General features: G+C 70.1%; 15 protein-coding genes and 4 pseudogenes. 9 read left to right on the plus strand and 10 right to left on the minus strand.

Annotation, left to right across the window (positions count from 1 at the left end; all coding sequences use genetic code 11):
* Nucleotides 1-165: 165 nt before the first annotated feature.
* From AB0H57_RS29225 to amcA, 7 genes are read right to left on the minus strand one after another with little or no spacing between them, the layout of a single operon-like run.
* Nucleotides 166-981, minus strand: a complete 816-nt coding sequence (locus AB0H57_RS29225; protein WP_357511896.1) for a class I SAM-dependent methyltransferase — start codon at nt 979-981, stop codon at nt 166-168.
* A gap of 24 nt (nt 982-1,005) precedes the next feature.
* Nucleotides 1,006-1,527 carry a topology modulation protein gene (locus tag AB0H57_RS29230; protein ID WP_357511897.1) on the minus strand — a complete coding sequence of 174 codons (522 nt, stop codon included), beginning with the start codon at nt 1,525-1,527 and terminating at the stop codon, nt 1,006-1,008.
* Between the two features lie 51 nt (nt 1,528-1,578).
* Nucleotides 1,579-2,613, minus strand: coding sequence for a hypothetical protein (locus AB0H57_RS29235; RefSeq protein ID WP_357511898.1), 1,035 nt, complete (start codon nt 2,611-2,613; stop codon nt 1,579-1,581).
* Complete coding sequence (locus tag AB0H57_RS29240) at nt 2,610-4,319, minus strand: carbamoyltransferase C-terminal domain-containing protein (RefSeq protein ID WP_357511899.1); 1,710 nt, start codon at nt 4,317-4,319, stop codon at nt 2,610-2,612. Before AB0H57_RS29240 ends, AB0H57_RS29235 begins: the two co-directional genes overlap by 4 nt.
* Nucleotides 4,316-5,269, minus strand: coding sequence for a thymidylate synthase (locus AB0H57_RS29245; RefSeq protein ID WP_357511900.1), 954 nt, complete (start codon nt 5,267-5,269; stop codon nt 4,316-4,318). The genes AB0H57_RS29240 and AB0H57_RS29245 overlap by 4 nt, the downstream gene beginning before the upstream one ends.
* An 18-nt stretch (nt 5,270-5,287) precedes the next feature.
* A complete protein-coding gene (locus tag AB0H57_RS29250) occupies nt 5,288-6,259 on the minus strand; it encodes an NAD-dependent epimerase/dehydratase family protein (RefSeq protein ID WP_357511901.1) in 972 nt (323 codons plus the stop codon).
* Entirely contained in the window at nt 6,256-6,426 is a 171-nt protein-coding gene (gene amcA, locus AB0H57_RS29255) for a multiple cyclophane-containing RiPP AmcA (protein WP_357511902.1), read from the minus strand. Before amcA ends, AB0H57_RS29250 begins: the two co-directional genes overlap by 4 nt.
* A gap of 442 nt (nt 6,427-6,868) precedes the next feature.
* On the opposite strand from amcA, the gene AB0H57_RS29260 reads away from it, so the two are divergent.
* Nucleotides 6,869-8,200, plus strand: coding sequence for an XRE family transcriptional regulator (locus AB0H57_RS29260; RefSeq protein WP_357511903.1), 1,332 nt, complete (start codon nt 6,869-6,871; stop codon nt 8,198-8,200).
* Here AB0H57_RS29260 and AB0H57_RS29265 read toward each other — a convergent pair.
* Nucleotides 8,197-8,853 carry an HAD family hydrolase gene (locus tag AB0H57_RS29265; protein ID WP_357511904.1) on the minus strand — a complete coding sequence of 219 codons (657 nt, stop codon included), beginning with the start codon at nt 8,851-8,853 and terminating at the stop codon, nt 8,197-8,199. The genes AB0H57_RS29260 and AB0H57_RS29265 overlap by 4 nt on opposite strands.
* A gap of 1,318 nt (nt 8,854-10,171) precedes the next feature.
* On the opposite strand from AB0H57_RS29265, the gene AB0H57_RS29270 reads away from it, so the two are divergent.
* The 4 genes and pseudogenes from AB0H57_RS29270 to AB0H57_RS29285 all read left to right on the plus strand — a co-directional run.
* A complete protein-coding gene (locus AB0H57_RS29270; RefSeq protein ID WP_357511905.1) occupies nt 10,172-11,059 on the plus strand; it encodes a replication-relaxation family protein in 888 nt (295 codons plus the stop codon).
* A gap of 381 nt (nt 11,060-11,440) precedes the next feature.
* Nucleotides 11,441-12,364, plus strand: a complete 924-nt coding sequence (locus tag AB0H57_RS29275) for a DUF2637 domain-containing protein (RefSeq protein ID WP_357511906.1) — start codon at nt 11,441-11,443, stop codon at nt 12,362-12,364.
* A complete protein-coding gene (locus tag AB0H57_RS29280; RefSeq protein WP_357511907.1) occupies nt 12,339-12,737 on the plus strand; it encodes a hypothetical protein in 399 nt (132 codons plus the stop codon). The genes AB0H57_RS29275 and AB0H57_RS29280 overlap by 26 nt, the downstream gene beginning before the upstream one ends.
* Nucleotides 12,734-13,126, plus strand: a pseudogene (locus AB0H57_RS29285) (site-specific integrase); the annotation flags it as partial. The gene AB0H57_RS29280 and the pseudogene AB0H57_RS29285, both read left to right, overlap by 4 nt.
* 53 nt (nt 13,127-13,179) lie before the next feature.
* Here AB0H57_RS29285 and AB0H57_RS29290 read toward each other — a convergent pair.
* Nucleotides 13,180-14,340: pseudogene (locus AB0H57_RS29290) on the minus strand (transposase); the annotation flags it as partial.
* A gap of 147 nt (nt 14,341-14,487) precedes the next feature.
* On the opposite strand from AB0H57_RS29290, the pseudogene AB0H57_RS29295 reads away from it, so the two are divergent.
* The 4 genes and pseudogenes from AB0H57_RS29295 to AB0H57_RS29310 all read left to right on the plus strand — a co-directional run bounded on the left by AB0H57_RS29295 (nt 14,488) and on the right by AB0H57_RS29310 (nt 21,249).
* Nucleotides 14,488-15,857: pseudogene (locus AB0H57_RS29295) on the plus strand (IS1380 family transposase).
* A 497-nt stretch (nt 15,858-16,354) separates the two neighbouring features.
* Complete coding sequence (locus tag AB0H57_RS29300) at nt 16,355-16,912, plus strand: hypothetical protein (protein WP_357511908.1); 558 nt, start codon at nt 16,355-16,357, stop codon at nt 16,910-16,912.
* Nucleotides 16,913-17,054: 142 nt separating this feature from the next.
* Complete coding sequence (locus AB0H57_RS29305; RefSeq protein ID WP_357511909.1) at nt 17,055-20,168, plus strand: hypothetical protein; 3,114 nt, start codon at nt 17,055-17,057, stop codon at nt 20,166-20,168.
* 13 nt (nt 20,169-20,181) lie between these two features.
* Nucleotides 20,182-21,249 (plus strand): hypothetical protein, encoded by a 1,068-nt coding sequence (locus AB0H57_RS29310; protein WP_357511910.1) that lies wholly within the window; start codon nt 20,182-20,184, stop codon nt 21,247-21,249.
* A 44-nt stretch (nt 21,250-21,293) separates the two neighbouring features.
* Here AB0H57_RS29310 and AB0H57_RS29315 read toward each other — a convergent pair.
* Nucleotides 21,294-21,380: pseudogene (locus AB0H57_RS29315) on the minus strand (transposase); the annotation flags it as partial.
* Nucleotides 21,381-21,418 lie beyond the last annotated feature (38 nt).

Genomic DNA, 21,418 nt, shown 5'->3' on the forward strand with positions numbered 1-21,418 from the left:
CCACCGCCACAGCCTGACCCCGGCGACGCCGCCCGGCTGACAGGCCGGACGGCGTGTCATCCATCACCGCGAACGTTCGTGGTCACGGCACTAGCCAGGCGTGGTGGGCGGCAGCGGCGGCGCAGCGTTCCGGGTCGTCGTACCGCTTGACGAAGAGCGCACCACTCACGGCCGCACCGCCACGACGTAGCTGACCGTGGATCGGGTCGTGTACGGCGGTGGCGCCAGCCGCTGCTGGAGGGCTGCCGCGAGGGCGGGGATTCCGCCGGTCAGGGCGATCCGGTATTTGGGTGTGGTGATGAGGTACCGGGCGAGGTGCGTGGCGTCCGCGAAGTGGAAGACGTGTGGCTCGTGCTGGATGTCGAGGACGGTCAGATGGGTGGCGGTGATGGTGTGCAGGTTGCCGCTGTGGAAGCTCTCGTAGAGGCTCGGTCGGCTGGTGGCGTCCGGGTCGAGGCCGGCAGCCTGGACCAGGTGGTCGAGTTCGGTGTAGCTGTCCAGGGACTTGGTGACCAGGGCAGCGGTGCCGCCGGGGCGTAGGCAGCGGGCGATCTCGGCGATGGCCCTTTTCGGCGTTGGCGAGTGGTAGAGGCAGAAGGCGGCAACCGCCGCGTCGGCCACGCTGTCAGGCAGTGGCAGGTGGTGGAAATCCGCGCAGACCACTGAGCCCAACGCGCCAGCGTCGCCGAGGCGGTCGCGGGTGGTGTGGAGAAGCGCTGTCGAGGCGTCGACGGCAACGAGCCGGCGTGGTCGGAGCCGGTCGGCCAGGCGCAGGGTTGTGGTGCCGCGCCCGCAACCGATGTCGAGCACATCCGCTCCGGCCGGGACCCAAGCGGCGAGCAGGCCGGCGATCGTGTCGGCGGCGTCGCTTCCGCTGATCTTGGCGCCGTGTAGCGCGTTCGTGCGGTCGGCGAGCCGGCCGTCACCCTGGTAGAGGTCGCCGTGGACCAGGCTGGGGTCAAGGAACGGGTTGGCCGACATGCGTCGCCTCCCGTTCCGCTGGGGTCAAGTCACGGGCGGATGCTCGTCGCGGACGCGTTTCAGCAGTTGGGCGGCCTGACGGCGACTGGTGAGGGTGATCAGGTGGACGTGTGGTCCGTGTTCTCGGATGAGGTTCTGGACTCGCGGGCGCATGGTGCGTCGGTAGCCGAGGAGGTAGCGGACGAAGTTCCAGGTGATGCGGTCGTATACGCCGTCCTGGTGGTGTTGCCCGCCCCGGTAGCGCCAGCGACGCTGGGCGATGCCCCACAGGCAGGTGATTGCCGGTAGGTCGAGGAAGATCACGGTGTCGGCGGCTGCGAGCCGGATCGGCAGGGTGCCGGCGTAGTTGCCCTCGATGATCCATCGTTCGCCAGCGACCAGTTTCTCCTGCTGGGCGGCGAATTCGTCCTGGGGTAAGGGGTTCCAGTGCTCGTCGTAGTAGGTCGCGTCGAGGTGCGTCAGCGGCGCGTCGAGGATCCTGGCCAGCTGGCGTGCGACGGTGGACTTGCCGCTGCCGCCGCAGCCGATGATGGCGATCCTGTCCATGGTTCTCCAGGGTAGAGGTGTGGTGCGCTTGTCTGGTGGTGACACGGTGGGTCATGACGGCACCGACTCCGGGTGATGTAGCAGGTAGGTGAGCACCTCGAGCTGGGTCGAGAGTCGGAACGGGTCGAGGTGACGTAGGCACTGCGCGATCAGGCTGGCGTGGTCACCGGTGCCGGCAATCTCGCTGAGCCAACCGATGCGGTGCCGCACGTCCGTGGCGTCGCGGACGATCAGTGACGAGGGAACAAGGGCGTCGGCGCCGCGGACGTCACGAGGCAGCAGGGGCACGCAGCCGGTAAGGATGGCCTCGAAGATCCGCTGGGTCATCTGCCCCGCTGTGGCGTACCGGGCGGGCAGCAGCAGGACGGTGGCGAGCGCGTCGGCGTAGATCGCGGACACCCTAGGGAACGGGACTCGGCCGATGAAGTTCAGATCCGGCCAGCGTCGGGTGTCGGCCCATTTGCCCGCGATTAGGTGGGGTAATTGGGCGGCGGCCGGCGCGAAGTAGGTGTCGAACGCGTGGTCGCGGTCGTACTGGTTGCCGACGTAGACCAGCGGGCTGCGGCGGGGCAGGGCCGCCAGCGCAGCCGGGTCAGCGGAGTCGATAGCCGTGTCGGCGACCGGGAAGAGAAGTGGTACTGCGTCTGGAGTCGGATGCAGAGCGGGTTCACAGACGGTCATGTTGTGGGCACGGCGGAGGGGGTGCGTGGTAGGCAGTCGGCGGTCCTTGTCCCACAGGATCGTGGGAATGCCGACCTGGTGGGTGTAGTGGCCAAGCAGCTCGCCCTGCCGATGTAGGTCGCAGGTGTGGCCGGGGCGGCCGCAGGCGGTGGTGTTACGGCCGGGAATGGGCCAGCGCCATTCGAGGAACAGCGCGTCGATCTCGGGCAGGCCGACGTTCCAGCGGTAGTGACCGGTGAGGTCGTCGCCGGCCTCGCACAGGTCTCGGTTGGGTTGAAGGAAGACGATGTCATGGCCGGCTGCCTGTAGTCCGTCGACCAACGTGCGGCGGTGGCTGCGGCCTCCGTCAGGGGTGTCGGTGATGCCGGGGCCGAGGAATCCCCAGAAGCTGTAGCCGATCCTCACTTGGTCACCCACCAGCCTTCGATGAGCAGGGCGTTCAGGCCGGACTCGGTGAGGCAGTCCAAGGCCATCTCCGGTGTGCCGCAGATCGGCTTGCCCTTGATGTTCAGCGAGGTGTTGATCAGCACGGGGTGGCCGGTGAGCTCGCCGAACCGGGTGAGGACGTCGGCGAGGAAGGGGTGTTGCTCGCGGGTGACGGTCTGAACTCGGGCGGTGCCGTTGACGTGCACGATCGCGGGTAGCTTGTCGCGGGTCAGCTCGGTCACGGGAGCCGCTAGCGACATGTACGGCGACGGTTGGCGCAGCCGGAAGTAGTCGGTGGCCTTGTCGGCGAGGACGACGGGGGCGAACGGTCGGAACGGTTCGCGGAACTTGACGGTGGCGTTGAGCCGCTCGACCACACCGGCCTCCAGGGGAGAGGCGAGGATCGACCGGTGTCCCAGTGCCCGGGGTCCGGCCTCCAGCGCGCCGGTGAACAACCCCACGATTGTGCCGTCGGCCAGCTGCCGGGCCAGATGGTGGACAGGTTCGGCGGGTCGGCTCGCGTGCAGGCCAGCGCGCGGTGCTGCCGGTAGTGCCAGGTCGGGATAGGCGGGGCCGAGGTAGCAGTGGTGGCGGAGGCCGGTGGGTGGGCGGCCGGTGACGTCGAGCCAGGTGTGGGTGGCGGCTCCGATCGCGGTACCCGCATCGCCGGGAGCGGGCGGTATGTGCACCTCGTCGACGATGCCGGCCTGGGCGATGAGGCCGGCGCTGACGCAGTTCACCGCGACCCCACCGCCCAGGCAGAGTAGCCCTGAGCCGGTCAGCCGGCGGGCCCGCGCGGCGAGATGCAGCATCACCTGCTCGGTGCGTTCCTGCAGCGCAGCGGCCAGGTCGGCATGCACAGGCTGCACCGGTGCCGTCGGCATGCGGGGCGGGCACGTGGCAGCGGTGAACGCGGGTGTGACCCGGCCGTAGCGGCTGGCGAGCACCCGCAGGGCGATCAGCGCTGGGTCAAGCGTGAACCCGTCGGTGGTGAGCCGGATCGCCCGGGACATCAGCTCCCGGAATCGGGCGGGGTCGCCGAGGGCGGCCAGCGCCATCACGGTGCCTTCCTCGTCACCGCGCCGCCAGCCGAGGTGTTCGGTGACGGCACCGTAGGCGTAGCCGAGGGAGGCCGGGTCGTCGATCGCGTGTGCAAGGTCGAGGCTGAGCCGCGAGCGGCGTTGACGGGCGTGCCAGGTGGTGGTGGTCTGCAACTCGCCGAGGCTGTCGACGATCAGGACTGCCGCGTCGTCCACGCCGGCGGCGGCGAAGGCGTACAGGGCATGCGCCCGGTGATGCGGAACCGGCTGCAGTCGAGCGCGCGGGAAGCGTTCGGCCAGGTCCCGCATCCGGGCCTGGTAGCGGCGGTGGACCGTGGTGAAGCTGCGAGCCCTCGGCACGGCTCGGGCGCGGCTGGCCGCCTGCCGCAGATGACTCGGCAGTTGCCCCAGTGCTCCCAGGTAGCGGCGTCCATCGAAGTTGTACGCCACCGAAGTCACCTCCGACGGCGACAGGCCGGCCTCGTCGAGCAGCCAGGCGACACCGAGTGCCGGGTAGGCCTTGCTGTGCTTGACCCCGTCGAGCCGTTCCTCCTCGACGAAGCCGATCAGATGGCCGTCGACCAGCAGCGCCGCCGCCGAGTCATGCGTGTACGCACACAGTCCGAGCACCACATCGGCAGTCATGCCGACTCCGCCGAGGCGAGGGCCGGCTGGGTGAGGTGCTGGTACCAGGCGACGAGGGCAGCGCCGAGCGGCCCCGGTGTTTCGTGGGCGATCTTGCGCGCCAAGTCGCGCTGGCCGCGCTTCCAGGTCCGGTAGCTGGTAAGCACGCGTCCGAACGTGTCCCACGGGCTGCTGTCGGGTAGGTCGCCGTCGCCACCGATGATTCGGGCGAGGATGGCATCCAGGCTGGGCCAGTCCACGCCGAGCGGATCCATCTCGGTGACGGTCGGCTCGTGGTGGAGGCACTCGGCGGCGGCCGGGGCGTGCTCGGCGTACAGGTGCAGCGAGTCGACGTGGTGGTGGTATTCGCCGACCTCGACACCGAGCCAGCCGGCCATGAGCTCCTGCAGGAGCGTGGTCGCGAAGATGTCGTACGGGAACCCGAGCCACAGGTCCTGGCTGCGCATGGTGGTGTGCATCTCGAGTCGGCCCTGCCGGATCAGGAACCGGTATCCGAGAGTGCATGGCACATCCCGGTGGCCGCGGTGGTCACGTCCCGGGTCGTAGATCTGGACGACGGCCTGCCGGGAGTCCCGGTCGGCCGTCAGCTTCCGTACGACCGCGTCGAGCTGGTCGAGGCTGCCGCCCCACCGGCGGATGCGTGGCCCGTACGCGCCCTGCAGGACTCCGTCGTCCGCGTAACGGCGCAGGTTGTCGTTGAAGTCAAAGATCCAAGGGTCGTCCGAGCCGGAGAGGATCCACAGTGCCTCGGCGACGGCGAACGCCGGGTTGATGACGCGGATGGGCGGCACGGAGACCAGCCGGCGCCGAGGGTTGGTCAGGCACAGGTGCGCGCCGATGACCTCGGTGGTCATCATGTCGCGCGGGCAGGCGATGCGGCCGTTGAGCAGTACTGCCTGGCAGGCTGCGGTGAACAACTCGCTCGCGGAGTCCGCTGTCAAGACGATCATGAGAAGCTTCCTTCTAGGTCAGGAGGTGAAGGCCGCGAGCCGGTCGCGGGAGAGATTGACCAGCCAGGAGGACTGCCGGGCCATGCCCTCGTGCAGGCCGACGGTGGGCCAGTAGCCGAGCAGCCGGCCGGCAAGGGTCAGGTCCGCCGACGTGGCGGGAACGTCACCGGGCTGCGCATCGGCCACCTGAACTGGAATGTGTCGTCCGGTAACCGTGGACGCCTCCTGGATGGCGCCGCGCATGGACACGCTCGCGCCACCGCCGACATTCACCACAGCGCAGCGGGTATCGATGTGAGCGGCGGCGATCGTCGCGGAGACCACGTCGGTGATGTAGGTGAACTCCCGCCGTTGGCTGCCGTCGCCGAACAGCGTGACCGGCAGGCCGGTGTAGGCAGCGAACAGCAGCCGGCCGATGGCCATGTCGGGTCGCTGCCGTGGGCCGTACACGGTGAAGTAGCGCAGCGCCACGACGCTGAGTCGGCTGTCGGGGCGACGGGCGTAGGCCAGGCACAGTTGCTCGGCGGCGAGCTTGCTCACCCCGTACGGCGAGACCGGGTTGGTCCGGTCGTCCTCGCGGCTGGGCCGCTCTGCCGGGCCGTAGACGCTGGACGAGGAGGCGTAGACCAGTCGCCGTACGCCCGAGCGAGCGCAGGCGTCGAGCAGCCGGTGGGTGCCGAGCACGTTGGACTGGGCGTAATCGTGGAATTCAGCGCCCCATGAGGGCCGGACCCCTGGCCGGGCGGCCAGGTGAAACACGATGTCGCAGCCTTCGAGAGTGTCATCAAGCCGGTCGGTGGCAAGATCGCGGCAGAGCGGTGTGAACAGCGGATTGCCGGCTGCGGTTGCCAGGTTCTCGTCGGCGAGGGCGTCCTGGCCGAGGCGGCGGCGATCCAGGCCGACCACCTGCATGCCTCGGGCGAGGAGCGCGTCGACGACGTGCGAGCCGATGAAGCCGGCTGCGCCAGTCACCGCCACCCGCGCCGTCACCGGCGGCCACCGGCCTGAACTGGTTGCGACAGCATGCGCTGCCACACGAAGGTGAGCAGGATGGGCTCGGTCTGGGAGACCTTTGCCCGGCCGGTCGCCGGTATCCGGGGCTGCACCGTCGGGCCGGGCCCGTCTGTGGAGGCGTGCCGGGAGACGTACACGGTCATGCCGTCACCGCGCGACGGGTTGCGGTTGACTCCCGCTGGTTGGTCCAGTCGTGGCGGGCCCGCCGAGGCGCCGGCGGGCCCGCCGTGGTGAGGCGGCGGCTGGGAGCACCCCGCCGGTCACCCGCTCGCGCAGCCCGGATGGCAGTACGCGGACGAGGAATCAACCTCACGACTGCACCCCCGGCCGCCGCCGCATCAGGCAGTGCCTGCTTGATGGACGTTCTGTCCGATCTCTTCACCGTGGATCCCCTGGCGTCGATGACAATGGGTTGGTGAGCTGGCGCTGCCCAGCAGCGTCCGTCGATGCTCGTCAACAGCGAACCGTCCGGCGGATCGGATCGGTACCGTCCACGAGCCGTCCGCTCGCAACCAGGTAGTGACGGGCGGTAGCGGAGATGGCTAACGTGACCGTCGTCGACACAGGACATATGGAGGTGCCCGCATGGCCGGACGGCGCTACCCCGCCAATCGGCGGCTAGCGTGGGAGAGGCTCCAGCGGGGCTGGTCCTACGAGGAGGTCGCCGAGCGCATCCGCACCGAGATGAGCCACGCCGGGGAGGCCGACACCGGCCTGAACGCCAACACGGTGCGGCGGTGGGAGACCGGTGAGCGGTGGCCTGACCCGCGCTACCGCAAGCACCTCGTGGCCATCTTCGACAAGCCGGCGAGCCAGCTCGGACTTCTGACTCCCGACGAGCTGGCGATGCGTCCCCAGGCGGAAACACTGCACGAGTTCAGGAGGTTGTGGGAAATGATCACCGGAGGCGACGAAACCGGCTGGGACCGGGCAACCGTTCTGCGCGCGTTGTTCGGCGCCAGCATGCTTCCCCTGGTAGCGCCCCTGCTGTCACTCGATCCGCAAGCCGCCTACGCCCAAGCCAAGCCAATAGATCCAGAAGCGTACGGCGAGATCGTGCGGTGCCAACGCACGCTGTACTGGACCAGCCCCGCCCGACCGCTCTACGAGGCGGCCTACGCCCACACCCAGCTCGGTAGCGGCCTCGTTCGGGCGGCCACCGGCACCAGCCGGGTGACCCTCGCGGGCGCCCTCGCCGAATCGGCGCTGCTGACCGCGCGACTGGCGTTCTTCGATCTCAACCAGCCCGCCGTCGCGCAGCGTTGTTACGACGTCGCGCTCGCCGCCACCCGTGAGGCCGGAGACCATGCTCTGGCCGCCGCCGTCCTCGGCCACATGGCCTTCATCCCCGCCTTCGGACATGACCCGGCCGCAGCCCGGTCACTGATCGACGCGGCGCTCCAGCACACCTGGCACGGCGTCAGCCCCGCAGTCCGCTCCTGGCTGCACTGTGTGGCCTCGGAAGTCGAAGCCCGCGCAGGCGCCGGAGCGGCCAGCCGCCACCAGATCGACCTCGCCGCCACCGCGCTCGAAGCGCGTCCTGAAGCGCCCGCATGGTTCGACTACTACGACGCCGGCCGGCTGCACTCCTTCGCCGGCTACGCGGTCCTCGCCGCTGGCGACCATGCCGAAGCCGCGCGCCACCTGGCCGAGTCCCTCACCCGCTTGGCCGCGACGGGCGCCAAGCAGCGCAGCGTCGTCCTCGCCGACCTGGCCTTGGCGCACGGCAGCGACGGCGACCACGCCGCCGACTACCTCAGCCAGGCCCTGGACGCCCTGAACACCGACTGGTACGGCACCGGGCTGGAGCGGGTCAGAATCGTCCGGCAGGTACTCGGCGACAGCCGAGCCGGCGGCCAGCTCGACGACCGCATCGCCGCCCTCGCGACCAGCCGGGCCGCTCTGCCCGGGAGCTAAGCCGCCGACTCGTTGTGTCGGCGTACCAGCTCGGGCAGCTCTGCCAGCGAGTCGAGCTGGAAGAGGCAGCGGTCGCTGATGGCGTTGTCGTCGAGGATGTATCCCCACGGCCCGCGTCGTATCAGGGCGGTGGGGAGCCCGGCGGCCTGAGCGGGGCGGATGTCGTTGTCCAGCCGGTCCCCGACGTAGAGGACCTGGTCGGCGGGGCAGCCGGCCTCCGCGACGACGCGGTCGAAGAACGCGGCCGAGGGTTTCTCGACCTTCCAGCCATCCGAGGTGCCGATTACGTCGACCGGCAGGTCCAGGGCGCGGAGGATGGTTTCGGCTCGGGCGGTCTGGTTGCCGGCCAGGCCGACCTGTACGCCCAGCTTCTGCAGGGCCGCTAGGCAGGGCCGGGCGTCCGAGTAGAGGTTCTCCTGGGAGAAGTGTTCTGGCTGCCCGGCGTCGGTCCGGCGCTGCCGCTCCTCGGCTAGGTCGAAGCCGGGCCGGAACACCTGGAACGTCTCGCGGTAGTCCAAGCCGCGGGCGATGACGGCACCGAAGACGGCCGAGAAGGTGTGCCGTGGGACGCCGAGCCAGTCGGCCCAGGTGCCGTACTCCCGGGACTCGTCGACGATCGTCTCACCCACGTCGAAGAACACGCTCGAGATCATCCTGGGATTGTGCCTCTCGGGCTCAGCCGGATCAACGTGTGCCGCAGCCGGGGCCGTCGCACGGGTTCTGTGCCGCAGTGGTGGCAGGGAACCACCATTGCTGGGCGTGCTCTTCCCGCGCCGGCGATAGGGCCTAGCTCGCTACCGGTGGAGACCGCGACGCCATTCTCGAGGTAGACGCCGCCTCACCCGATCGCGGCGACCGCCGCGGCAACTCGCCGAGCCAGCCGGGGGATCAACGCTTCACCCAGGCGCTCCGGCTCGACGAACTCGAACCGGTCGAGCTCGTCCCGGCACAGGCGGATCGTCGCGATCTGGCCCGTTGTCAGTGTGCCGAAGTCTCACAAAGTGAGATGCCTGCGTATGTCGGCCAAGATTCTTTGTCCAGTTGGGCGGGGATTCCGTGCGAATCCAGGTCAGTGCAGGTTAGCGGGTGCCGACGCGTCCAATTGGATCCGGGAACGTGATGATCGACTGCCGGTGATGCTGGTTGACAGGGTGCTGCCGGCGGAGGCGTACTGGTACGCATGCGACCGCGTGGCGGTCCGCCCGCCGGGGCTGATCGGCCGGGCTGGTGGCGCTCCTTCAGGAGCGTCACCGGTCGTTCGAGGGTCCCGGGAGTGGGCAGGCCGTCGATGGGTCTGAGTAACAGGGGGTTCGCGATGAAGGATCTTTCTCCGGCGGGTTGACCCGACGCCCTACTCGGGTCGTCGTGATGTCGACGGACCTTGGTGTTCCTGTCCTGGGTTGAGGCGAAGCCTGCTCCCGGTGCGGCGCTATTCCGCCCGCCGCCCGCTGCAATTGCCACCGTTGTTCCCGTTGCACGCGGCTGCCCTGCTGTCGGTCGTGTCGCTCGCTGCTGCCCTGATTCGCCCTCGGACCGGCCGGTACGCCGGTCGGCGTGTTCGTTGACAACTCCACAGCGTGAAACGTCCACAGCTCGTCGTACTCGCCGCGCGATGCTCGGCGGCTACGGCGGGGCATCCGTGACTTCGCCGCGGCGTCGTGACTGTCGACGCCTTTCTCGTCTTCTTCGATCAGGGAGTTGCTGTGTTCTCCGTCCATCTCGTCTCTGCGCGCCCCCGCTTCCGACCGGGGGCAGTGACAGATCCCGTCTCGATCCCCGTTGCGGGGTCCGGGTTGGCGTCCGGGTTGAGGTCAGTCTTCGCCCGGACGCCGGAACGGACCCCCTGTTCCGTCTCACACCGCAGGTCAGGCCGGCTGTCAGTGTCGTCGGCTTGTCCTGCGACAGACCCTGCCTGGTCTCGGGTCTCTCCCCCTGGGCTGGCGTTGCGTACTGGAAGGGAGGTGGTGGCTGGTGGATGATCCGGTCCTTCGGGTCCAGTCTCAGCTGACCGGTCGTGATCGTGTGCTGCTGGGCTGGTTGTACGACCACGGCGTGTTGACGTCGTTCCAGCTTGCGACCGCCTTGTTCCCGTCCCTCGATTTCTGTCAGCGGCGGCTGCGGACCCTCTACCGGCTGCGCCTGGTGACTCGGTTCCGGCCGCAGCGGGCCGACGGCGGCTCGTACCCGTATCACTACGTCATCGATCAGCTTGGCGCCGAGGTCGTCGCTGCGGCCCGGGATGAACGCCCGCCGCGGCGGGACCACGCCCGGGTGGAGCGGCGGCGGTGGACCTCGACCCGCACCCTCGCCCACCGCCTTGGGGTGAACGGCTTCTTCACCGATCTGGCCGGGCACGCCCGCACCCACCTGGGCGCCGGGTTGGTGGAGTGGCTGCCGGAGGCGGCGTGCCAGCGCGCCGGAACGTTCATACAGCCGCAGGATGCGGCGCTGCTGCGGGCGTACCAGCCGCGCGTTCGCCCGGACGGCTACGGCCGGTGGGTCGACGGCGGGGTCGAGGTGCCGTTCTTCCTGGAGTACGACACCGGTGGCGAGCAGTTGTCGATCCTGGCCGGCAAGGTGGCCGGCTACCGGGAATTGTTCGGCACGGTCCGGCGGGCGTGGCCTGTGTTGTTCTGGCTGCACTCGGCCGCCCGGGAACGCAACCTCCGCCGCGTCCTCGGCGAGGTGCCACTGCCGGTGCCGGTCGTCACCGGTTCCCGTGACCACGCCACTGCGGCGGGCCAGGGCCCGGCGGAGGCGGTGTGGGCGGTGGCCGGTGGGGGCGGGCAGCGGCTACGCCTGGCCGACCTCGCCGGGTACGTCGTGGACGCCTCCACCGGGGCGGGTGAGGCTGCATGATCGGCCACGGCCTGACGGCGGCGGACGGTACCTCACCCGCGCGCCGGACAGCCACCGTCGGCCTCTGTCACGGACCTGTCCGGGACCGCATGGCCGCTGCTGACAGACCCGTGACAGCATCGGCGGTCAGCTGCGGCAGCGAGAGGTCGGATGTCCGGTCCTATCCCCGCGGCGGCCGGTCCGTGACCGAGGTCCAGTCCGCGTTCTCGTCGTCGCGTAACGGTGGGCCGGTCCGTCCATCGGTCCCGTCTCCTGCGGCCGGCGGACGGGGCATCGCCCAGGGCCGGATCGGGGAGGTGGTCTGCCACGGCGACACCGACACCTGACCGGCAGACCGGTCCGGGCGGTAGCCGCGTCGAGGGCGGCGTCCAGGTCGTCATCATGCTGGCCATCGGCGGCGCGGCCGGGGCCGCCAGCTTCACTCATGTCCACAACGTGGCTGCCGCGCACGGCCAACCTGGCTGGCTGGCGTGGGCCGAAGCGATCGTCCTGGAGCTGATGTCCATCGCCTCCGGCCTGGAACTGCGTCGCCGCAAACGCACCCACGCCCGAACGATGTTCCCGGCCGGCGTACTGGCCTGCGCCGTCACCCTGTCCCTGGCTGCGCAGGTCGTCGAGGCCGAACCCTCGATCATCGGCTGGGTCGCCGCCGCCGTACCGGCGCTCGGGTTCCTCGTCATGGTCAAGGTGGCCCTCGGTCGGACCAGCACCCCACGGCCGCCTTCAATCCCAACGAACGCCGAGTCCACCACAGCCGAGCAGCCGGTCCGCGCCACGCGGAGCGTCCCGGACAGCGGACCGGATGGGACAACCCGGTCCGCAAGGACAGTGGGGGAGCAATCCACCCCCCGGACCGTCCAGGACGCTCGACGCCGTAGCCGCAGACGGGACCCGCGCAGACCGGCGGACCGGGGACGGTCCGCGCAGCCGTCCGGCGACGTGGCCGAGCTGCTGCCGGCCGCGCGACAGGTCCGGGACCGGCTCGCCGCGGACGGGCAGCCACTGACCCGGGCGGCAATCGCCGAAGCCCTCCGCACCGCCGGCCACACCGTGTCCAACACCCGCCTGTCGGAACTTCTCAAAACCCTCAAGACCGAGCCGCCGGTACCACCCGGACTGCCTGGCGACCCCGTCACGCCCACCGATCCGCCGCCACCACCTCTGTCATCGGACGGACGCGGTGACGGCACGGCCAGCATCCCCGCGCCGGCCACCGCCGGCGGGATCGCCCCGCTCGTACCGCCCAGTCATCCCTCTCACGGCCAGGAGAAACCTGATCATGAACAGCCACTCGAACCCCGTTGACCAGACCACCCACACGACCGACACCGCGTCCACGCCCGCCGTCGAGGAGGTGTGGACCGTTGAGCGGGTCCGCGCGCTCGGCGTCACCACCACCCTCGCCACGACCGCGTCGGTGCTCGGGATCAGCCGATCCCAGGCGTACCGGCTCGCCGCCACCGGCCAGTTCCCGCTCCGGCTGATCCGGGCCGGCAGCCGCATCATCGTCCCGGTCGCCGCCCTGCTCCAGCTCCTCCAACCCGACCCCGCCGCAGCCGGCGGCGAACGACTTGATGCCGACGCGAAGGTGAGCGTGGATGCGATGACCCCGTCACCAGCGGATTCCAGCCGACACCGCTGGCGGCACCGTACGAAGCATCCAGGAGACGATGAGTGAAGGGATCCACCTTCAAACGCTGCGGCTGCCGCGACAGCGTCACGGGCCGGCGACTGGGACGCTCCTGTCCCCGGCTTCGCCGGCCCGGCGGCGGCTGGTCTCGCACCCACGGCCACTGGCACTGGCAGATCGAAATCCCTGCCCGCGCCGACGGCACTCGCCGCCCACTGCGCCACGGCCCCTACTCCACCCAGGCCGACGCGGACGCCGTCCTGGACCGCATCCGGGCCGCGCTCGCCGTCCCTGATCCCACCGACCCGCACACCACCGTCAAGACCGGTGACCTGATCGAAACCGCTGTCAAGGCCGGTGCGCCCGTGCCCACCCCGGAGCAGGTCCGGCGGGCGCTGCACCTGGACATCACCCCGACCGAACTCCCGACGATGGAGGTGTCGTCGATCCGATCACGCATCCGGCGGGCCAGCGCGGCGAGTTTACGGCCGGTCTTCGACTTCTCGTGCTGATGGTCCTTGACCGCGACCAGGGCGGCCTGGCGGAACAAGCTGGTCTGCTCGGCCAGCAGGCCGGGGTCGATCCCGCATGCCCTGCCGGCGCGGGCGGTGTCCGCCGCGGTCTTGAGCCGTAGGAGCGCGTCGCCCGCCTGCCGGGGCCACACCGCCTGCGGCGCCAGCTCGGCGGCGGCGGTCAGCTCGCGCAGCAGATGGGCGCAGCACAACTGGTGTCCGGCCGGGGTGTAGGTGTCGTACGGCGCCCACGCGTCATGCACGGCGATCCCGGTCAGCGAGCCCATCACCTGCCCGGCGTCGATGCCGGCCCGGCCGCGTTTCGGGTGCACCCAGACGAGGGTGTACTTCCCGGTGGTGGCCACATGCACCCAGTGCAGCCTGCCGGCGACCCGTAGCCCGGACTCGTCGACGTGCACCACGCTCGCGCTGGTCAACGCGTCACGCACCTGGTCGACGAACTCCGAGTCGGTCAGGGCGTCACCGGCGCGTGCGTGCGCGGCGGCGACCGCGCCGGCCGACATCGGCACCCCGAACAGATCCGTCATCGCCCGCGCGGTCCGCGCCTGCGCCCCAAACAACGCCTGCTGCAGATACACCGCGGCCGCGTTCACTCTCGGCCCGTACTGCACCGGGGCATCCACCCCGCCAGGGGCCCGACCGGCGGTGACCTGCCCGCACCGGCACCGACGTGACACGATCCGATGCTCACTGACCCGCACCCCGATGTCCGGCAGATCGAACACCTGCCGCACCGCCACCCCCGCCAGCCGAGCACCGGTCAGATCGTCACCGCACCCACCGCACCCACCGCAGCACGCCGGCTCGTGCTCGAACCGCTCATGCGGACCAGCCACCTGCCGCAACGTGCGACCCTCATGGCCAGGCTGCCCACCCGGCCGCCGACCCGACCGCGTCCGCAACGACTTCGGCGCAGGCTTGGCCAACCCATCCGACGACGGCGGCCGCGACGAGTTCGACGAGTCCCGCCCGAGCCGAGCCCGCAGATCCGCGTTCTCCGCCCGCAACACCGCGTTCTCCCGCCGCAACCCGGCGTTGTCTGCCTCAAGCTCAACGATCCGGGCCTCCAAACGCGCAAGCCGCTCAAGCAGCTCCACGATGGACGGCGTTCCGGACACCCGACCATGATCCAACCCAGGTCTCGCAGGTCAAGCCGACCCGCCGACGAGCACCTGATCAGTCACAATAGGACTTGCTGAGGGTCAGATGTTCCTGTCACGGAAGGCACTTGCTGGGTGAAGGCTACCGCAACACGTCCGAAGATCATGGTGACCGGCGGCGGGCGGGGTGTAGTCGGGCACGTCGGCGCCCGCCTGCTCGCCGATCTGGCCGACGTAACAGGGTTGACCAGCACGTTCAGCCTTGCGTTGGCGAATCTGCGGCAACGGCGCAGTGGTCACGATCCGGGCCGTGTCGCCGTGGATCTGGCGGTGATGCTCGCCGACGGCGGTGAGGCCATCGCCGATTTGGCGGTGCTGCGTGACCAGCCCGCCCTGTTCGGGCTGGTCGCCTCCGACCCGACCGCGTGGCGACTGTTGTCCCAACTGGACGAGCCGATGCTGGCCGAGCTGCGGGCCGCGCGGGCCCGGGCCCGCGAGGTCGTCTGGGCCCAGCACGCCGACGTGCACGGTGACCTGCCCGCGGTGAACGCGGCCGGCCGGCAGGTCGACGGCCTGGTCCTGGACATCGACGCGACGATCGTGATCTGCCATTCCGAGAAGGAATCAGCGACTCGGACGTGGAAGAAGACCTTCGGCTATCACCCGTTGCTCTGCTTCCTGGACAACACCGGCGAAGCTCTCGCCGGCATGCTGCGTGAAGGCCGGGCCGGCTCGAACACCACCGCCGATCACATCACCATCCTGGACCAGGGGCATGGCCCAGATCCCCGACGCTGTCCGGCACGGCACCCCGATCCTGCTCCGCAGCGATGCAGCCGGCTCCAGCCACGGCTTCCTCGCCCACATCCGATCCCTGCGCGAGCAGCACCTCGACATCCGGTTCTCCGTCGGCGCCGCGATCACCGAACCGGTCCGGGCCGCGATCCAGGCGGCCACCGGCTGGATCCCCGCCGTCGACACCGACGGCGGCCTGCGGGAACACGCCGAGGTCTGCGAGATCACCGGCCTGTTCGAGGCGGCTGGCTGGCCGCAGGGCACCCGGTTCCTGGTCCGCCGCGAACGCCCCCATCCCGGCGCTCAGCTGTCACTGTTCGACACCGTCGAAGGCTGGCGGCACCAGGTCGTCGCCACCGACACCCCGCCCGGCAACGGCGGCATCCAGCACCTGGAGGCCCGGCACCGCGCCCACGCCCGCGTCGAAGACCGCATCCGCACCGGCAAGGACACCGGCTTCGGCCGGTTCCCGTCCCGGGTCTTCACGATCAACCAGGCCTGGCTCCAACTGGCACTGACCGGCATCGACCTGCTCGCCTGGACCCAAACCCTGCTCCTCGACGGTGACCTCGCCCGCGCGGAACCCAAAAAAACTGCGCTACCGACTGCTACACGTCGCCGCTCGCCTCACCCGCACCGCCCGCCGGACCCGACTCGCCATCGCCGCCAACTGGCCCTGGACCAGCGCTCTGACCAGCGCATTCAACCGCCTCGCCACACTGCCGCGACCCGCCGGCTGACCCAGCAACCCCACACCCGATCAGCAACACGGAGGAACCCGGCCCAGCGCCGGGCCGTCAGCATGCCAGCGAACTGGCACGCGAATCCCGAACCGGATTCATCGAACAAAAGCTATGGACAGCCGCCCAAATGAAAGACCGAGGCTGGTGGGCTGGGTGGTTGGTCAGATCCCTGAAGAGCTACCGGCAGGTGCAGCCTTGAGGTTGCGCATTTCCTCGCGCTTCGTGCGGCCTTCGGCCGTGCGGCGGGTGACGTAGGCGCAGGTGCGGGGGTCGGGGCCATGCAGGCCAGCGTGAGGGTGTAGAAGACTCCGTTGAGAAGTCGGTCGCACTGCGGCTGAGCCCGTGCTGGGTGGGGTTGCCACACCGGCTGTAGTGAGGGGACGCCAGCCAGGGTGGCGAACGCGGACTTGGATTGCCGCACCCGTCCCGGCCTGCAAGATCATCTTGGCGCGGCTAAGTGGGCAGGGCTGGACCTGACACGCCACAATCGACGAGTGACCGACGCATCAGTGACGACCGGGAAGCTGCTCCTTGTCGAGTACGAACGGTTGAAGGACGAGCAGAAGACGCGCATCGGTTTCCGGGACAACCTGATCTACGCGACGCTCGGCTCGATGGCTGGCGTCGTCGGCGCGACGTTGACTCCCAAGGGAAATCTTGGCCTGCTTCTCCTGCTCCCGCCGGTGTGCCTGGTGCTCGGATGGACGTATCTGGTAAACGACGAAAAGGTGTCAGCGATCGGGCGTTATCTGCGGCTCACGGTGGCGCCGAAGCTGTCCGAGTTGTCTGGGGCGACCGGCGACGAGGCGGCTGCGGTCTTCGGGTGGGAGGTGGCACATCGCTCCGATCCTGACCGGCTCATCCGGAAGCATCTTCAGCTTGCCGTCGATCTAGGCACGTTCTGTGTGCCGGCGCTGACAGCCCTGGTGATCTACTGGGTCGCCGGGCCGCGCCGCGGCGATCTCATGACCGCGTCCGTGGTGGAGGCGCTGGCGATAGCCACCCTCGCCGTCCAGATAATTCGCTACGCCGATCTAGCCCGCGAGAGATGAGCGAGGGGGGACGTCCAGGCAGCGCTGTGCCGGCTCCTTCTCGGCGTCCTCGACGCCAGGCATGCCATTGATGGGCAGGCCGCGCGGGCCGCGCTGGTCCGGCCGGCGACCTAACTTGAGCTTTAACCCGCTTGGGGATCCGATGATCAGCAACAGCTCCGGCGTACAGATCGGCGACGGCAACACTCAGCACAACCACTACTACGGGCTCCCCACGCCCGGCGTGCCGCTGACGGAGTGGTGGAACGACACATGGTTGCCGTTCACCGACCCGCCCCTCGGCGTGGAGATCGTGCTGGCCGGGCGCCCGGAGCAGGCCGCCGCCCTGTGCGCCGCGCTCGACACCGGCCCGGCCGTCGTCGAGGTCGGAGGCGAGCTAGGCGCGCTGGAGCTGAAGGCGTTCATCGCGGCGGCCCTGAACGGCACGCCGTTGGGCATTCGCACGCTGCTGATCGACGATCAGGCGGCCCTCCGCGCCCACCTGGCGGCGCAGGACCCGCGGATCCTGGCCGTGCCGACTAGCCTGCCGCTGAACGAGATCCCGCTCCGGCGCCCGCACACCATCCTGGTGTACGGCAAGCTCGTGCCGAACCCGGCCGTGAAAGTGCCCGCGCTCGACGAGGAGGAGGTCGAGAGACACCTGTCCGCCTCGATCGAGCCGGACCGGGCCCGGTCCCTCGGCATCCTGGCCCGGCGTGGGCTGGGCCAGCTGTGGCGGGCCCTGGCCAAACACCGCTCGCTCGCGATCCCGCCTTGGGCCCGGTCGACCGATGTCCGCATTAGGCGGCTGGCGCTGTTGGGCGGCTGGCACGGCGATCACGACGGCGATCGGGCGATCGTCAGTGAGTTCACCGGGGTGGATAACGCCGAGATGGCCGAGATCTCCACCCAGGCGGCCGCAGACCCGGACACGGCGATGCTCGGGCACCTGGGGCAGCGGTGGTACGTGCAGGCGCCCGAAGACACCATCGTCCTGCTGGCGCCCAGCTTCACGGAGGAGGACCGGGCGGCATTCGCCGGCCTGGCGGTCCGCGTCCTCACCACGCACGGCGGGTCGGTGGCGATCCGGCGCGGCATCGCGGAGTCGCTGGTCGTCCTCGCGGTCCGCGGTGGTTCGGCCGACCTCGTGCACGGGGTGGTGCGCGAGGTTATGAGCCAGGCGAACGTCTCCCTTGCGGACGTGCTGACGTATCTGGCCGAGGCATCCCCCACCGCGTTCCTCGACGCCGTGCGGACCGGCCGCGCCTCCTCGCGGGCGGCCCTGGAGCTCCTCGCTTGGCCGACCGAGCATTTCGGTGGTGCGGTCGAGGCTCTGGCCCGTATGGCCGCGGCTGATCCGGGCAGCAATCAGCCGGACCGGCCGGGCGTCTCGCTTGCCGAGATCTTCGAGGTCACACGGCCCCAGACCAACGCACCCCGACCGGTCCGGCTGCGCGCACTGAAGCGGATGCTCCGCGACCAGCCCGAGGTCGCCCGGACGCTGCTGCTCGACCTGCTCCGGTCGGCCCGTCACGGAACCATCGGTACGCTCCACCCGACGCCGCTCCTGCGGGACTGGCCGATACCGGAGGCGCCGCCGCCGGCCGAGACCTACGACGCCTTCCGGGACGTCGCCGGCTTGGCCCTAGACGACCTCGACGACGATCCGGAACGCGCGCTCGCCCTCGTCCCGCTGTCCGACAACCTGCCCGACGACCAGCGCTCCGGCTTCGTGGAACGGCTGATGTCCCTGTCCGGGTCGATCGACGACCAGGACATGCGGCGGCGTCTGTTCGAGGCGCTCCGCGAACTGATCGCTCTGCACACCGACGTCGGCGACGCGCCGTGGGCGATGTCGGCCGACGAACTCGCGCCGTTCCGGCGGGCCGCCGACGCGCTCGCGCCGTCGCAACCGGCCGACCAGACGTTCTGGCTGTTCGGCAACCGGTGGCCCCAGCCGGAGGGCGTCGCGAGGAGACGATCCAGCGCGGAGTACTTCACCGAGCTGTCCCGGCTACGAGCCGAGGCGGTGGCGCGGATCCTGGCCTCCGGCGGTCTCGACGCACTGGTGGCGCTGGCTGACCGGACCGGAAACGGCGACCTGATCGGGGCCGCCCTCGCCCAGTCGCCGTCTACCGAGCACAATGACGTGCTGCTGACCTGGCTGTCCGAGGACCGCCCGGCGAGCCGGCCGGACATCGCGTTCGAGTACTTCGCGCTGCGGATCCGGCGCGGCGCCGACTACCTCGACCGCACGTCGGATCCGACTGCGCGGGCGAGGCTGCTGCTGGCGCAGCGCGATCCGGAGAACACCGATCCCGGCCCCGAGGAGGCCGCCGTCTACTGGCGCGAGTTTGGGGTCAACGGCCTCGGCCCCGAGTTCACCGGTGTCGCGAAGGCGGCGGCCGGCCTGATCAGCGTGGGCCGGTTCGCGGCGGCCCTGGACCTGATCGCGATGTACGCCGAACAGGTCGACACGCGCGAGGTCGCCGTCGAGGCGGCCACCGCCTGCGAGGGATTCGTCCGGTCGGCGGAGGAGGACCGTCGGCTGTCCGGATACGACCTGCAGATCGTCGTCGAGCTGCTCGAACGTCATCGGGACGTGCTCGGGCCGCATCGGGTGACTGAGATCGAGCTGAGCCTCGTCCCGCTCCTGCGATACGACGCCCGTACGCCGACGATCCACGCCCGCCTCGCCGAGGACCCGGCCTTCTTCGCCGAGCTCGTCGAGACCGCCTTCCGAGCCGAGGGCTCCGACGAGACCGTCGACGACCCGGACCAAGTCGCCCGGATCCGCGCCATCTCCCAGGTCCTGCGTTCGTGGCGCCGCTGCCCAGGCACCGGCCCGGACGGGACCATCGACGCCAACGCCCTCGCGGCCTGGGTCGAGGGGGCAAGACGACGGTTGTCCGCCTCCGGCCGGCTGCGCCTCGCCGACGGAAAGATCGGCGCCGTCCTCGCTTTCGCCGAGCCGGACGAGGACGGCTCGGTGCCACCGCTGGCCGTACGCGAGGTGCTGGAGGACGCCGACAGTGACGCGATGGACAGTGGCCTCTGGGGCGGCCTCTACAACCGGCGCGGGGTGACGTGGCGTAGCCTCCGGGACGGCGGCGCTCAGGAGCGGACCCTGGTCGAGCGTTTTCGGGAGTACGAACGTCAGGCCGAGGGATGGCCTCGATCGCAGCGGATCCTCCGGCAGTTGGCCGGCACGTACGAGCGGGAGAGCCGCGATCATGACCACGACGCCGAGGTCTGGCGACGCGGAATCGAGTGGTGACCATGGAGATGACATGGACCGTGTGGACGTTCTGATCGTCGCGGCGATCCCGCTGGAGCACGAGGCCGCTAAGGCAGGCATCGAGGACTGGACACTCTGCGACGAGGACGACCCGCATCCGTACCTGCGGGGCGAGTACCGATGCTCCGACGGCCGGCGGTTGTCGGTGGCTCTCGCCCGGCCGGTCCGGATGAGCGGCCGCCCGACTGGGGTCGCGGCCACCGCGCTGGTCGACCGGCTGCGTCCGGGCTGCCTGGCCATGCCCGGCGTGTGCGCGGGCAATCCGGGCCAGGTCGCGCTGGGCGATGTGGTGGTGGTCGAGATGACGTACGAGTACGACGAGGGCAAGCAGACCATGGACGGCTTCGTCGGCGACCACCGGCAGTACCAGCTCGACCAGAAGTGGATCCGCGCTGCGCAGGAGCTAAATCCTCCGAGCGGGCTGCCCAGCTACGGCCCCGCAACCGAGGAGGAGGCCGCCCTCTGGCTGCTGGAGCGGCTGCTCCTCGATCAGGACCCGGTGAAGCACACGGCGTTCGAACGCTACTTCCCACCGGGCACGTGGCCGCAACGGCCGGAGGCGATCGAGGCCCGGAGGCACATCGTCCGGCCCGGGGTGGAGTGGGTGCTGACCGAGGAGGGCCGCACGTTCATCGAGCGCGCCCGCTACGACGATGTGTACGGGCCCGCGAAGCTGCCGTTCGCGGTGGCGGTGGCGCCCATGGCCAGTGGGAGCTACGTGGCCAAGGACGGCGAAGCGTGGGCGCGGCTGTCGGCGATGGGCGTACGCACCGTCACCGGCCTGGATATGGAGGCGGCGACCATCGCCACCGTGGCCGAGACCCAGGGTGTACCGGACTGGCTGGTGGTCAAGGGCGTCATGGACCACGCCGACCCGGCCAAGGACGACCGCTACAAGCGGTTCGCGGCCCGTGCCTCGGCCGAGGTCCTCTACGCCCTGCTGGACCGGCGAGCCGGCCGATCACCGAACCCGGCCGCACGCGACGTCCGGCTGGAGAATGTCCGGGGTCTGCAAGTCGGCGACCACAACGTCCAGCACAACACCTTCAACGGGCTGTAGCAGAGCCCCGGCAAAGCCGTCAGGTGATGCCGAGTAGGGGTCGGCCGGTCGTCACGCTGACCGCGGTCGGCTTCGTCCTGGCGGATCCAATTGCGCAACGCCTCGTGATGCACCCCAAGCTGGCGGGCCAGCTAGCGGATCTCGGGCTTCGGGTCTGACTCCCGATACA

Source organism: Micromonospora sp. NPDC050686 (assembly GCF_040654475.1).
In the GTDB taxonomy this organism is placed as follows: Bacteria; Actinomycetota; Actinomycetes; order Mycobacteriales; family Micromonosporaceae; genus Micromonospora.

Bases quoted from the DNA above. Each gene is read 5' to 3' on its own strand.
- amcA (WP_357511902.1), bottom strand. From the start codon at position 6,426: ATGACCGTGTACGTCTCCCGGCACGCCTCCACAGACGGGCCCGGCCCG.
- AB0H57_RS29225 (WP_357511896.1), bottom strand. From the start codon at position 981: ATGTCGGCCAACCCGTTCCTTGACCCCAGCCTGGTCCACGGCGACCTC.
- AB0H57_RS29245 (WP_357511900.1), bottom strand. From the start codon at position 5,269: ATGATCGTCTTGACAGCGGACTCCGCGAGCGAGTTGTTCACCGCAGCC.
- AB0H57_RS29280 (WP_357511907.1), top strand. From the start codon at position 12,339: ATGAACAGCCACTCGAACCCCGTTGACCAGACCACCCACACGACCGAC.
- AB0H57_RS29305 (WP_357511909.1), top strand. From the start codon at position 17,055: ATGATCAGCAACAGCTCCGGCGTACAGATCGGCGACGGCAACACTCAG.
- AB0H57_RS29265 (WP_357511904.1), bottom strand. From the start codon at position 8,853: ATGATCTCGAGCGTGTTCTTCGACGTGGGTGAGACGATCGTCGACGAG.
- AB0H57_RS29230 (WP_357511897.1), bottom strand. From the start codon at position 1,527: ATGGACAGGATCGCCATCATCGGCTGCGGCGGCAGCGGCAAGTCCACC.
- AB0H57_RS29310 (WP_357511910.1), top strand. From the start codon at position 20,182: ATGGACCGTGTGGACGTTCTGATCGTCGCGGCGATCCCGCTGGAGCAC.
- AB0H57_RS29260 (WP_357511903.1), top strand. From the start codon at position 6,869: ATGGCCGGACGGCGCTACCCCGCCAATCGGCGGCTAGCGTGGGAGAGG.
- AB0H57_RS29240 (WP_357511899.1), bottom strand. From the start codon at position 4,319: ATGACTGCCGATGTGGTGCTCGGACTGTGTGCGTACACGCATGACTCG.
- AB0H57_RS29275 (WP_357511906.1), top strand. From the start codon at position 11,441: ATGCTGGCCATCGGCGGCGCGGCCGGGGCCGCCAGCTTCACTCATGTC.